The sequence below is a fragment of the Rhodococcus sp. 008 genome, assembly GCF_001682295.1.
Lineage (GTDB): Bacteria > Actinomycetota > Actinomycetes > Mycobacteriales > Mycobacteriaceae > Rhodococcus_F > Rhodococcus_F qingshengii.
In genome coordinates, this window is sequence record NZ_CP015203.1 from 62,634 (window position 1) to 75,484 (window position 12,851).

The 12,851-nt window shown below is 60.0% G+C and carries 11 protein-coding genes and 3 pseudogenes; 10 read left to right on the forward strand and 4 right to left on the reverse strand.

The window, feature by feature from the left end:
- The first annotated feature begins 76 nt into the window (after positions 1 to 76).
- Positions 77 to 730 carry a TetR family transcriptional regulator gene (locus AOT96_RS30605; RefSeq protein ID WP_042920075.1) on the forward strand — a complete coding sequence of 218 codons (654 nt, stop codon included), beginning with the start codon at positions 77 to 79 and terminating at the stop codon, positions 728 to 730.
- A 199-nt stretch (positions 731 to 929) separates the two neighbouring features.
- A complete protein-coding gene (locus AOT96_RS30610) occupies positions 930 to 1,958 on the forward strand; it encodes a helix-turn-helix domain-containing protein (protein ID WP_051649474.1) in 1,029 nt (342 codons plus the stop codon).
- Between the two features lie 132 nt (positions 1,959 to 2,090).
- Here AOT96_RS30610 and AOT96_RS30615 read toward each other — a convergent pair whose 3' ends face one another.
- Both AOT96_RS30615 and AOT96_RS36145 read right to left on the reverse strand, forming a co-directional pair.
- On the reverse strand, positions 2,091 to 3,209 hold the full coding sequence (locus AOT96_RS30615; protein WP_051649475.1) for a hypothetical protein: 1,119 nt from the start codon (positions 3,207 to 3,209) through the stop codon (positions 2,091 to 2,093).
- Positions 3,206 to 3,463, reverse strand: a pseudogene (locus AOT96_RS36145) (hypothetical protein); the annotation flags it as partial. The pseudogene AOT96_RS36145 and the gene AOT96_RS30615, both read right to left, overlap by 4 nt.
- A gap of 705 nt (positions 3,464 to 4,168) precedes the next feature.
- On the opposite strand from AOT96_RS36145, the gene AOT96_RS30620 reads away from it, so the two are divergent.
- From AOT96_RS30620 to AOT96_RS30655, 8 genes are all read left to right on the forward strand, one after another.
- Complete coding sequence (locus tag AOT96_RS30620; protein ID WP_042920077.1) at positions 4,169 to 5,275, forward strand: NDMA-dependent alcohol dehydrogenase; 1,107 nt, start codon at positions 4,169 to 4,171, stop codon at positions 5,273 to 5,275.
- 28 nt (positions 5,276 to 5,303) lie between these two features.
- Positions 5,304 to 6,314, forward strand: a complete 1,011-nt coding sequence (locus AOT96_RS30625; protein WP_042920079.1) for an NAD(P)/FAD-dependent oxidoreductase — start codon at positions 5,304 to 5,306, stop codon at positions 6,312 to 6,314.
- 27 nt (positions 6,315 to 6,341) lie between these two features.
- Positions 6,342 to 6,659 carry a ferredoxin gene (fdxA, locus tag AOT96_RS30630; RefSeq protein ID WP_042920082.1) on the forward strand — a complete coding sequence of 106 codons (318 nt, stop codon included), beginning with the start codon at positions 6,342 to 6,344 and terminating at the stop codon, positions 6,657 to 6,659.
- 89 nt (positions 6,660 to 6,748) lie between these two features.
- Positions 6,749 to 7,744 carry a R2-like ligand-binding oxidase gene (locus AOT96_RS30635; RefSeq protein ID WP_042920084.1) on the forward strand — a complete coding sequence of 332 codons (996 nt, stop codon included), beginning with the start codon at positions 6,749 to 6,751 and terminating at the stop codon, positions 7,742 to 7,744.
- 1,003 nt (positions 7,745 to 8,747) lie between these two features.
- On the forward strand, positions 8,748 to 9,098 hold the full coding sequence (locus AOT96_RS34950) for a transposase family protein (RefSeq protein ID WP_074447157.1): 351 nt from the start codon (positions 8,748 to 8,750) through the stop codon (positions 9,096 to 9,098).
- Positions 9,031 to 10,050 (forward strand): transposase, encoded by a 1,020-nt coding sequence (locus AOT96_RS30645; RefSeq protein ID WP_081558937.1) that lies wholly within the window; start codon positions 9,031 to 9,033, stop codon positions 10,048 to 10,050. Before AOT96_RS34950 ends, AOT96_RS30645 begins: the two co-directional genes overlap by 68 nt.
- A gap of 27 nt (positions 10,051 to 10,077) precedes the next feature.
- Positions 10,078 to 10,509, forward strand: a complete 432-nt coding sequence (locus AOT96_RS36645; RefSeq protein ID WP_051649477.1) for a tyrosine-type recombinase/integrase — start codon at positions 10,078 to 10,080, stop codon at positions 10,507 to 10,509.
- Positions 10,506 to 10,778 carry a hypothetical protein gene (locus AOT96_RS30655; protein ID WP_058228369.1) on the forward strand — a complete coding sequence of 91 codons (273 nt, stop codon included), beginning with the start codon at positions 10,506 to 10,508 and terminating at the stop codon, positions 10,776 to 10,778. The genes AOT96_RS36645 and AOT96_RS30655 overlap by 4 nt, the downstream gene beginning before the upstream one ends.
- A gap of 178 nt (positions 10,779 to 10,956) precedes the next feature.
- Here AOT96_RS30655 and AOT96_RS30660 read toward each other — a convergent pair.
- Both AOT96_RS30660 and AOT96_RS30665 read right to left on the reverse strand, forming a co-directional pair.
- A pseudogene (locus AOT96_RS30660) lies at positions 10,957 to 11,469 on the reverse strand (ATP-binding protein); the annotation flags it as partial.
- Positions 11,470 to 11,541: 72 nt separating this feature from the next.
- Positions 11,542 to 12,793, reverse strand: a pseudogene (locus AOT96_RS30665) (Mu transposase domain-containing protein).
- Positions 12,794 to 12,851 lie beyond the last annotated feature (58 nt).

Sequence of the window (12,851 nt, forward strand, 5' to 3'; positions counted from 1 at the left end):
TGGAATTTCAGATCATTCCCGGGAAGGTGCGCCCACTCACGCCGCCTCGCCGAGAACCATCCACAGGTTCTGATCATTGCTCACTGCGCGCCCTGATGGTGGCTACCGGACAGCGGCAAGCACTCTCCTTCGTGCGACCGCGTTAGACGCATTGAGCGCTCTCCTGCTGCGGCAGAGCTGGAAGTCCGTGACCATGTCCGAGGTCGCGAAGGAAGCCGGTTTGTCTCGACAGACCATCTATAACGAGTTCGGGTCCCGGCGCGGTGTGGCGGAGAGCTACGCGATACGACTGACCGATCAGCTGGTCAGTGTGGTGGACGATGGACTCTACACTTGCGTTGGTGATATCAGATTGGCGCTCGGCCGAGGTTTGGCTGCGTTTTTCGCCGTCTCCGAACGTGACCCATTGGTCAGATCGCTACGAGAAGAAGACGCATCCGCAGACCTCCTGCGGCTCATTACTGTTCACAGCACCCAGCTTGTCGAGCGAGCCGCAGATCACCTCTCTGCCACATTTCAGCGATGCTGGGTGCAAGCCCCGAAACGCCAAGCCGATATCCTGAGCACGTCCATCGTTCAGATGGCCTTGGCGTATGTCTCACGGCCCCCGACTGACGCAGCCCAGACCGCCACCGATATCGCAGACCTACTCGCTCCGTACATCGAGGGGTTCCAAGATTTTCAAGCCAATCCAGAGTTGAGCAAGACGACTCGATTCGGTCGACCGTAGCGACAGCGGTGTAGCGCCGCTAGCGTCGGTGTCACGCAATATTCCCATTCTCAAGAGAAACGAACTTCCGGACAAGAATCCGTCCAGCTTGCCACCACCTCAGTTCCTGGCGTGATCGACGAAAGTGTCGTCGCAAACGTGGGTGACGGCTATGTTCGGTGGAGTCATAAACTTGTGAATTCGGGTCAAAGGAATCACCGTGAAGCTGAGCGATGAGGGTTTGCCACCGCTTGCGTTCGTGCAGCTGCTCGAACGCCGCGCACTCGACCCTGGCGCCGCCGCGCGCCTTCGCGCGATCATGCACCGCGAAGGAACCAGTGAAGCGACGCTCATTCAGCATGACGTCCAGGCACCGATACGGTGGTTTCGGGAGGTCTATCCCGAACTCGATATCGCCCAGGCCACTCGACTCGGATTTGCGTTTGCCGAGCAGGCCCAGTTGACATCGTTCGGGCCCCTGAGTTCACCTTTGATCAGCGCTGGTTCGGTCGCCGAGATCGTCGATCTCCTAACATACCTGCCATTGATCTCCACGGCGTTGAAATCGCAGTTCCACACTGGCGACTACGGTCTGATCGTCGGGCTCACTGCGCACACAGGCGATTCCGCACTGGACTGCTTGGTCATCACCTACGGTGGGTCGGCGTTATTACGACTGCTGGACATGCTCGCCGGTGACATATCGCCGGTGACACTCCATCTGAGCTGGCCGGAGCCGACCGAGGTGAGCCACGACAAAGGTCCGGGGGCGAATCGCCGGTTCTTCGACGCTCCGATTTCCTTCGTCCACGTACCCGAGGACACACTAAACAAGGCTTGTCGGTTCTCGGACCCTCTCGCATATCGACTCGCTATCGCTGATCTGCAGCGAACACTCGCCCATCGGAGTGGGTCCATGCCATCCGCCGAGAAGGTGAGGCAACTGTTGGAAAAGGACCTCGGACAGCGAACCAACCATGATGTTGCACAAGCTTTGTCGATGTCCAGCAGCACGTTGAAGCGGCGGCTTGCCGAAGAAGGGACCACTTATAGCAAGTTGCGCCAATCGCTGCTGTACGAACGCGCGATGCTACGGCTCCTCGACCGCTCGGTTTCGGTCAGCGAGATCGCTTCTGAACTCGGATACAGCGACCTCGCCAACTTCTCTCATGCCTTCAAACGCTGGACCGGGCGCTCTCCGAAAGACTTCCGAAACCCACGACTCTCGGACGACCCGGATTCGACGTAGACCACACAGACGGGGTCAGATCGATGCCTCCGTTCGCGGCCTGGTCGATCTTCATCGCGGAGATTTCGGAGACGTCACCGCCACCCTGCCGTGAGAAGAAGAGTTTGTGCAAACCCGAGTACGAACCACTTGTCACTCGACGGTGTCGGCCGGTACGCGTGTGGTCTCCGATTCGAGAAAGTCGACGAGTGCTTCCAACAGGCTGTCCGCGCGCGTTTCGACATCGGCCAGAACGGAGTCCACGTCGTCGAGAAGACCGTGGGCGTGTCTACGCGCAAGCGTTCCGCGTTCGCAGTAGCCGGGGTCGAGTAGGACCCGCGGTACTGGATCCGGTGCCGCGATCTGCTCCGGCTGTTGTGACCGCGCAGTGGGCTGCAGGTGGGTGGGTGCCCGTCCGTCCAGGTGCATTCGCACGATGCCCGCGACCGCACGGGCGGTCAGCGGGGTCGCAGCCAACGGGGTGTGGCCCCACCGGTCGATAGGAGTCGACAGCGGCTGTTTCCCGGCCGGGTCGAAATACCGGTCGTATCCGCCGAGCCCGGCGCCGCCGTCCACGGCATCGAGAGCGTCGGCGATCATTCGAGTGCTCGGATACCGGGTCCGATGGCCGAGCACCTCACACCAGCGCTGGTACACCATCCGCGGCGAGATGCCCGTCCCCGCCAGCGCGAGGGAGGTGAGGGTATGAACGCCGCGGCCTGTCTCGACGCGAAGGGCGTCGAGACCCGCATCGGCGGTGACATCGCACGCCCGCAGGGCCGCGATGTGCGTGTACGGCAGACCTGTCGTAGCGAGCGTGAGGATCAGTGCGTCTCTGCGTGCGAACAACGCTGACGGCCAACCGTATTCGGGAAGCCGCGCGATGATTCCGCCGATCACGGCTGCCACCTCTTGCAGGCGCGACGTGCGGGCACCATCCAGCGCAGCCCGGACGGTCTCAGCGCGCCCGGGAGGAGGTAATAGATGCCGATGATGAGCGGTGTCGATCACCGCGATCCGACGGCGTTGGGTCGTCGGCGCGGCGGGGTGCGCGTGAAGGAACCGAGCAAGTGACTCCGGAGAGGCCGCCAGTGAGGGTTCGCCATGGGCGGTGCACCAGTCCTCGAACAGTGACCACGTGTGCCGATCCCGCCTCGGTATCGACGTGTTCGTGATGTCCGCTGGTCGTATCGGACAAGGGCGGTCGTCGTGGTCAGCATCTGCCCCGGTCGTCCCGTCGCCGGTCACGGGCTCGGTCGGGTGCCTGGTCATAGGCCGAGCTCGGTAACGGCGTTGCCGACCAGTGGCGCATTCTCGTGAGCGTATGTTTCGACCATTGCGGGTTGTGGTGTACCCGGTTTGGTGCATGATGGCGCGTACGTCTGCACCGTTACGGAAGGCTTGGGTGACGAATCCGGCACGCAGTGAAGCCCGCCCAGTTGGGCGACGGTGGCGGTATCGTAGCCAGCGCGACGCCGGATTGCCGCATGTACCGTAGCCCCGGACAGGGCTGTGTCGGAGAGATTTTCTCGTATGGCAAATAGGTCTCGCCCGCAAATAAGTCTCGACCTTCGAACTCGTTCCGTGAACCAGCATCAGCAGGAGCGCACGAGCAGGCGGGTCGAACCTCGTGTGCCAGCGCTCCGTCCAGTAAGCCGACGGCAGGGTGGAGTGGCCTTCGTGCGATTTCATTCTCCAAGACCGTGTCAGGGCACGGTCGGGCGTACGGCCACACCTCGCCGACACGTCTCGAGGCCGCGCAAGTATCCTCTTTCAACACCCGGGACCGTGTAGTAAGTAGGCCCGTGATCCATCAAATTCGCCCGAATCTGGTTCATCGCGCGGGCACGCGGTGCTAGCGCCGCCGTACGCACGGGAAGGATACCACGAAATGACGTACGGACCCTTGTCCCGGTGAATCCCGTCGATTGACGATGCCAACCCGCCGAAGACATAAGGATGCACAGACCGAATGACTTTTTGCCCTGCTCACAAAGGCCTCGTGGGGCCGAACCTAGTGGCACTGATAGACCGCTAGCACGCCCCACGCTAAGGACAACCACCTCGGACGAAACCCCACCAGCACACCCCAAAGGATCGGTCGAGGCGAATTCTGCCGTGATGCCGGGTGGCGCGCTCGGGCCAAAGGTGGCGCTCAAGGACCGCGCGGTGATGTACACCACACCGGCACAGTAGACGTGTCGGAGGTTACTGATGAATGGAGAATATGGATGAAAACTAAGGCTGCGGTCCTGTGGGGACTCGGCGAGAAATGGCAGGTCGATGAACTCGATCTCGACGATCCCAAGCCAGGCGAGGTGATGGTCAAGCTCACAGCCAGCGGCTTATGCCACTCAGACGAGCATCTGGTCACGGGCGATATTCCGATTCCCTTCCCCGTCGTCGGCGGTCATGAGGGCGCAGGGATTATCCACAAGGTGGGAGCCGGCGTCACCGAAGTCGAAGAGGGCGATCCCGTCGTCCTTTCCTTCCTGCCAGCTTGCGGACGATGCAGCTACTGCGCCCGAGGCATGACGAACTTGTGCGACATGGGCGCCTCCATCGTTCTGGGGCCACAGCTTGACGGCACTTACCGATTCCACGGACGCGGTGAAGACATCGGGCAGATGTGTGTGCTCGGCACATTCAGCGAGTACACCGTGGTCCCCGTGGCCAGCGTCGTGAAGATCGATCAAGGCTTCCCCCTCGACCGCGCTGCCTTAGTCGGCTGTGGCGTGACGACGGGCTTCGGTTCAGCGGTTCGCACTGGCGAGCTGCGCGCAGGCGACACCGCGGTGGTCATCGGAGTGGGGGGGATCGGCAGTAACGCAGTGCAGGGCGCGCGGATTGCCGGTTGCCGCTACGTGATTGCTATCGATCCGGTCGCATTCAAACGTGAGAAGGCACTTGAGTTCGGTGCAACGCATGCCTTCGCCACCGTTGACGAGGCATGGCCGGTGGTCGCGGACCTCACCCGCGGGCAACTGGCAGATGCATGCATCATCACCACTGGTGTAGCCGAAGGTTCCTACATTCTCCCTGCCCTTTCGTTGGTCGGAAAGCGTGGCCGAGTGGTCGTCACTGCCATTGGCCATCCGGACGAAGAATCGTTTTCCGGGTCACTATTCGAACTCACCCTGTACGAGAAGTCGATCAAGGGATCCCTCTTCGGCTCGTCCAACCCCCAGATGGATATTCCTCGCCTCCTTGAGCTCTACAACCTTGGTCAACTCAAACTCGACGAGCTCATTACCAAGGAGTATGCACTCGAGGACATCAATGAGGGCTACGAAGACATGCGTCAAGGACACAACATCCGCGGGCTAATCCGCTTCTAAACCCTGGGCTGACAGAGAGATCAGAAGAATGGCTAGCACGGAATATTCAGTCGATGTCGACCTGCTCATTGTAGGCGCCGGTCCGGTAGGTCTGTACGGCGCCTACTACGCAGGCTTCCGCGGACTGTCGGTCGCCGTCATCGACGCACTACCCAACCCGGGTGGACAGATCACGGCGATGTACCCGGAGAAGCTGATCTTCGACATCGCCGGATTCCCATCAGTAAAGGGACAAAAGCTGATCGACGGACTTCTTCAGCAGGGCGCACCGTTTCAATCGACATATCTGTTGGGGCAGCAGGCGGTTAGTCTCGACCCAGTTGGAGACCGGTGGAAGATTGCAACCAGTACAGGCTTGCAGATTCTGGCTTCGGCTGTTGTCATTACCGCCGGGGTGGGGTCCGTGTCGCCTCGACCTCTGCCCTGCGGCGAAGAGTTTGTGGGCAAGGGTGTGCAATATTTCGTCCCCCGGCTCGACGTGCTTGAAGGGCAAGACGTGCTCGTGGTCGGGGGCGGCGACTCAGCGGTTGACTGGGCGCTGGCTTCTGTTGAGCGTGCCCGATCGACAACCCTGGTGCATCGCCGCAAGCAATTCCGCGCCCACGCACACAGCGTCAAACTGTTGCAGGAATCGTCATGCCGCCAGCTCGTCGATGCCGAAATCATCTCACTGAACGGAAATGGCAGCGTCGACTCCGCCATCGTCAACGTCAAAGCCTCTACCGAGCCGGTCACGGTTCCCTGCACGCTGGTCGTCGCGGCCCTCGGATTCACGATGCAACTCGGTCCGCTCGCGAACTGGGGACTCGAACTTGAGAATCGGTCGATCCTGGTCGATACCACAATGAGGACCAATCGAAACCGCGTCTTTGCTGCCGGTGATATCGCCACATATCCAGGAAAAGTGAAACTTATCGCGGTCGGTTTCGGGGAGGTCGCCTCTGCGGTGAACAACGCCGCGGCCATCCTTCAGCCCGAAGTCGGTCTTGCACCCGGACATTCCAGCGACAATGCGCCGGTATTCGCAGCCATCAGCTAGAAACCCGGATCGGAAAGGAGCATCGTCATGGGCTTCGTCATCGGCGAAAATTGTATTGACATCATGGACAAATCCTGCATGGAGGAATGTCCGGTCGACTGCATCTACGAGGGCGGGCGGATGGCGTACATCAACCCAACCGAGTGCATCGACTGTGGCGCGTGCGAAATCGTGTGCCCGGTAGAGGCGATCAAACCCATGCAACGTCTGGCCGACAAGTGGAAGCCCTTCAAAGAAGCGGCTGCCAACATTTTCGAGACCATTGGGAATCCCGGCGGCTCAACCACAGTCGAGGAAGCACTTGAGGATCCGGAATTCGTCAAGAACTTTGTCAAAGACGACTAACCCGGCGAGTCACGCCACCGACACGCTATATGCATCAGTCGTCGCGGAACGCGCGGCGACATCACCGAAAAAACTGTTAGGAGCAGAGTATGGAGCGCTCGATCACACACAACGGTCGGACCGGTTTCGGCAGCCTTACCCCAGGTGGCCTGAAACTCGACAACTTCCCGATGAAACTTTTCACCAAGGGTAATGGGAAGGTCTGGAATCCGGCGGCCATCGACTTCACCCAGGATGCGGTGGATTTTGCCGCAATGAGCGCGGACGAACAGCGATTGACCATGGTGCTGGCGTCTCAATTCATCGGCGGCGAGGAATCGGTGACTCAGGACCTGCAGCCGTTCGCGGCGGCAATGGCTGCAGAGGGGCGCCTCGGTGACGAACTGTACCTGACACAGTTTATCTACGAGGAAGCTAAGCACACCGAGGGTTTCCGGCGCTTCTTCAATGCCATTGGCCACGAGAATACAGATCTGCACCAGTACGTCGAGTACAGCGACGCGTACAAGCAGATTTTCTTGGACGAATTGCCCAGTGCTCTATACACCCTGACCGAGGACCCATCCCCGGCGAACCAAATACGGGCGAGCGTGACGTACAACCACGTCGTTGAGGGTTGCATCGCTCTGACAGGCTATTTTGCGTGGGCCAAGATGTGTCAACGACGGGGGATCTTGCCCGGTATGCAAAAGCTCGTCAAACACATCGGTGACGACGAGCGCAGGCACATGGCGTGGGGAACATTCACGTGCCGCCGTCACATTGCAGCTGACGATCGTAACTGGGACGCTGTCAGTGACCGCATGCAGGAACTGCTCAATCCTGCGTTGAACCTAATCGTCAATCTCTTCAGCGAGTACGAGGATCGCGGAATTCCGTTCGGCATCACGATCGACGAGATGACCGACTACGCACTCGACAAGGTCAACCGTCGACTCGAATCGATGGAGAGTGCTCGCGGTCTAGATCCCGCGGGTATCGATCTCGACTACTCCCCCGCCGATTTGGAAGAACGCTTCCATATCCAGGATCAGAAGGCAATCGCTGACGCCATCGCACAGGACAAGAAACTGGTCGGCAGCTAGGCTATTTAGACCTTGGGGGGCTGGTCTCGACCAGCCCCCCAAGTCCCTTCAATCGCCGCCCCGTTAAGCCTGGATACACCGATCCAAATAGTGGCCGAACGCAAGTCGTAATGCGAAAAGCCTTGCCGTAGTGAATGAACAAGATTTCCTGAAGATCACATTCGGACGCAGCGAAGAGCACCTCGCAGATGCAACTATCTCAACCCCGACCATCGCAACTTCCAGATTCGACGACCCGAATCTTGTTTCCACCGTATGGCTGGGCCCCAGTGGTCGCGTTGGCCGAGCGACCCGGACTGCTCACCTGTCCGTACCGACTGATGCAGGCGCCAATGCCGGCCGAAGATTGATCACTCGGCGGCGCTCACGTCGACGGCACAGCTAGGCTAGCATGTTGCCATGGCGATCCTCCGCCACGGAGCAATGAAATCGCTATTCGACCACCCTTAGGCACCTTCGACGTCGGGTTCGTGCCTGCGCAAATTCGCCTTCGGGCACGCGCGCCAACTCGACGCCGTGGCGTCACGGTTTCTCTGCGGACTCGCTGAAATCGCCCTGACTGCCGGCGACGGCGGTCGGGTGCTAATCGACATCAACGACTCGATCATCGAAGTCCACGGCCACAGTTCAACAAGGACGCCCACACCGCGCCAACGATTGTCAGACAGACGGCTGAGGAAAGGTTCGTGCGGTTCCTCCCGAGAAACGGCCCGAAGGATCGCCGACAATGGCGCTGATCCCCAAAGGATATCGAAGCCATTACGCGCAAACTCCGCGTTTTCCGGATATCCCACTATCGGTGCGGCAGTTCGGGGAGGCTCTGTCAACGACGGGTTGGAATTGGTTCTGGCCCACTTTCCGTGACGGCTCCACCTTCACGCCGCGTGTCGTTCCGATATGACGTGGACCGTGTGGGAGATGATCGTTCTGATGTCCTGAGAACTGGTGTGACCTGCGTGCATTTCTTCCGCATCTGGCGGGTGTCGACATCGATTCGGTCGATGTGACCGCAGGCGGAGTCCGTATTCGGGCGTCACCGTTGTCGACGTTGGCGAGCTGCCCGACGTGCGGTGTTTCCTCGAAACGAGTGCACAGTCGGTACGAACGAATGCTCGCCGATACGGCTATAGCTGGCCGATCGAGTTACGTTGTCTTGCAGGTACGTCGACCTATGTGCTCGAACACCGGCTGTGACCGACGCACATTTGTCGAGCAGATCGACGGACTGACCAAGGCTTACGCACGGACCACTCCGCTGCTACGCGGAACCCTCGAGAAGATCGCATTTGGCATCTGCGCTGGGCATATATGTCGGACGCTCTACCCTGTTGCGCCTGGTCCGAGCGCTACCTGATCCGCCCACGACCACTGTCGAAGTGCTCGGTGTCGATGATTTCAAGCTGGGAAGGCGACATCGGTACGGCACAGTTCTGATCGATATGGACACTCACCGGCCCGTCGATGTTCTCTTACCAACCGGAAAGCCGAAACAGTCACCAAAATGGCTCACCGAACATCCGGGAACACAGGTGATCTGTCGTGATAGCGCTGGCGCGTATGCCGAAGCCGCCCGTGCCGGAGCGCCCGAGGCGATCGAAGTCGCCGACCGCCGGCACCTATGGCACAACCTCGCCGAAGCTGTGAGGAAAACCGTTGCAGCCCATCATAATTGCCTGAAGAATCCTGAGTTCGAGCCTGAACCTTCGATCGAACGCACCGCGTCGAAACAACTGAAGCAGGTCGCCGAGCAGGTACACACCACCCGTCCGGAGAGTTCAATGCTCGTCATCCGCACGAAGAATCGTTTCCAGGCGGTCGAGACTCTCAAGAACGAAGGCATGGGAATCCGAACTATCGCACGGCAACTCGAACTGGCACGGGAGACCGTTCGTCGTTTCTACTACGCGAACAGTGTCGATGAGTTGTTGGGGCATCGCGAGCCGGCCTGCCAACTATGTTGGACGAGTTCGCCGAATATCTTCACGAGCGTTTCAACGACGGCCATGCCTACGCTGCTGCACTTTACGAAGAACTTCAAGAATTGGGATATCGCGGCAGCTATACAGCTCCGTTCTGGATTACCTTCGCCCGTTTCGCAGGATAGGGGCAGCTCCACCGTCCACACCGAAAGGTGCCGAAAGTGCGGCGGATCACCTCGTGGATGCCGCGGCATCCCGACAACCTCACCGACGATGGGCAGATCAGGCTCAAGCAGGTTCTCGCCAGCTGCCGGCACCTCGAAGCAACTGCAGGCCATGTCAAGTCGTTTGCAGGGATGCTCACCGGACGCCTTGGCAAACAATTGAACCTGTGGATGTCGGCCGTTTCGGCTGATGATCTGCCGAACTTGCATCGGTTCGCTCGAACGAGGCCAAGCCGATACGTCGGCTTTGTGGGTCGGGCGACGTCAGGCAAAGGGTCGTCCGTTGCGCTACCCAGCTTTCGAGGCGTCGTTTCGGGCCACTGCGACTCGGCTCGGTGTTCATGCGACATCGCACATGTTTCGGCATACGGTGGCTCAGTTGCTGGTCGACACGGCGGGACTGCATGTGGCACAACAAATCCTCGGACATCGGAATGTGTCCACCACTGCCGATGTGTATGCCTATGTCGATGAGAAAGCTATGTTGAAGGCGCTCGTGGAAAGTCGCTCGCCGTCAGCGGAGCGCGCACCTGACTGTTGTGGAAGGAATCCGGACGTCGGTATGCGCGACTACGCCCCGGAGACAATTGCGGCATTGGACGATCTGGGAGGGTGCCGGTGAACGCGGTCAGCCTTCAGATCGATCGGGACCTGCGCAAAGAGCCATTCGAACCCGATCGGGTGATGGCTGCCGTCAGGGAAATGGTGCGCACCTGGGACTGCGGACCGCGGCGCCGACAGCACGTCATATCGGATACGGCGGCGATACTTACGAACACTCCTGCGCAAGAGGGTATTTCGTTGCAGCAGTGGTGGCTGATAGCCGAGGAACGGTGCACCGTCTCGGAGGGGCGGGCATTGGTGCTCGGCCGTTTCGTTCAGCCGACATGACCGTTCATCACATCCGCCCGGATTCCGCAGAACAAGGCACGAGCCATCGGTGAACCCGCCGGACGAATCGCTGCCCGCGAACTCGAAGTAGAATGACTCCGCAAGGCACTACGACGAGCCGAAGAACTCAACGACGACGTCGCCACCGCCCTCGAATCCTTCAGCTGACCAACACAGCATCAAACTCTTGAGACAAGACCTCGTCGATGATCAGTTTGTAGCGGCGAATCTTCTTCAGTTCCGCTTCGATCCGGCCTGCATGGTGTACGGCACCGAGACGAGCAATCCAGTTCGATGCCGTGTCGAAGAGGACGGAGTAGCCGGCGTGGGCCGCTTTTGCGCCGAGTCCGATTGCTATGTGTGTTTTGCCGATGCCGGGCGGGCCGAGCAGGATCACGTTCTCTGCCTTCGCCACGAATGTTTCGGTGGCCAAGGGCGCCAACACCTCACGACGTAGCGATGGCAGGCGGTCGAGGTTGAAGTCCTCGAGTGTTTTCACCGCCGGAAAGTGCGCAGTGCGGATCCGCATGATGGCACCCTTGGATTCGCGCTCAGCGACCTGCTGTTAAAAACAGCGCTGCAAGGTATTCCTCGTGTGGGACCAGTTCTCATCCCGCCCCTGGGCTGCGAGATCTTCCCAGGTTGCTCCGGTCGTCCGCGTTTTCAGTACCCGGGTGAGGTGGGCGATCATCGACGGCAACCCATCGGATGATCCTGCCGGCTTCGTTGGCGTTGTGGTCTTCGAACTGGTAAAGGTAGCCACTTACGTTCTCGCTTTCGTTGTGGGAATGCAGAAATCGACCCTGAAAAGGGCGTCATAGTCAGGCAGAGCACGCAAGGCGGCCCGGTGCCCGTCGAGATGGTGGCGGTCGGCGTCATGGTGACGTCGCTGGTCGGCGGTGAACTGTTGCCGCAACTGCGCGGCCGCCTGGACGTGAGCCGGATCGGTAACCACGGCATGTTCGCCCAGGATCGTCGGTAAGAGCCGACGACCTGTCCCTCGCAGGTGACCACCACCTCGTTCGGGTGATGCGGCGACGTCGACGAACCTGCCGATCACTCGTGGGTCGACGGAGTAGTCTACTGCATCCATCCTGATGTAATAGTCACGGGCCAACTGGATTCGGTGGTGCAGTCCGATCGGCGGGTTCACCGGCGGCGGTGGAAGCATCGCCGAATAGTCCGTGTCGAGCAGGTCGATCGCGCGGCCCCCGATCGAGCGAACCATCCGAGAGTTGGCGCGTAGGAACCAGTCGCCGAGTTAGTCGTTGAAGTCCTCGGGGGAAGCGAACCGGCGGCCAGGCGGAAACGAGGTCTCGAGGTAGCCGTTGTGCCGTTCGACTAAGCCCTTGTACTCGGGGTCCCGCGGTGGAGCGAGTTTGATCTGCGTGGCCAATGTTCCCGCGAACGCCACCGCTGGAGTGATCACCCTTCCAGTGCCACCGATCGCCGAATCTCTATCCCACAGCAGTGTTTTGGTCACTCGACCGATCTTCGCGACCGAGGTCCACATTCCCGAGAGAATACCCCCGCCCTGCCTCGAAGGAATCATCGATGCGGTCGTGAACCGTGAGAACGCAAATGTCATCACCCGCACAAGGCAGGATTCGTTCTTGCCCGGCTGCGACCGGGATTCTCGTCTCTGGGAACCAGAGATCGTATTGGGTGAGTTGACCAGGCTCCTAAGTGATTCGGTCGGCGGAGTCGATTCCCTGGTACTCCGGCCGGATCTGTCCCACCCGATCATTGAGTGTGGTCAGCGAATGTTCCCAGCCGATCCGTTCGGCGATCACCGTCGCGGGCATCCGCGGATACTCGGACAGCAGTTGCCTGATCTGTGGCTCGACTCCATCGGCGAGTGAGCCGCGTCCCCCGACCCGGCTCTGGCCCTGCGCGCGTAACGCAGTGCGCCCGGCGTCCCAGGCGATGCCCATCCGTCGTGCGATTTCCTTGATCGGTGTTTCTTCGCCGCGCTGCAGACGACGAATTTCTGCCCAATCCTCCACTGATATCACCCTCCTAGCATCGGAGACGGTCAATCCCAATCCGTCGCTAACCCCAACGGTTCAACGT

Bases quoted from the DNA above. Each gene is read 5' to 3' on its own strand.
- AOT96_RS30635 (WP_042920084.1), top strand. From the start codon at position 6,749: ATGGAGCGCTCGATCACACACAACGGTCGGACCGGTTTCGGCAGCCTT.
- fdxA (WP_042920082.1), top strand. From the start codon at position 6,342: ATGGGCTTCGTCATCGGCGAAAATTGTATTGACATCATGGACAAATCC.
- AOT96_RS30620 (WP_042920077.1), top strand. From the start codon at position 4,169: ATGAAAACTAAGGCTGCGGTCCTGTGGGGACTCGGCGAGAAATGGCAG.
- AOT96_RS30615 (WP_051649475.1), bottom strand. From the start codon at position 3,209: ATGACCAGGCACCCGACCGAGCCCGTGACCGGCGACGGGACGACCGGG.
- AOT96_RS36645 (WP_051649477.1), top strand. From the start codon at position 10,078: ATGATCTGCCGAACTTGCATCGGTTCGCTCGAACGAGGCCAAGCCGAT.
- AOT96_RS30625 (WP_042920079.1), top strand. From the start codon at position 5,304: ATGGCTAGCACGGAATATTCAGTCGATGTCGACCTGCTCATTGTAGGC.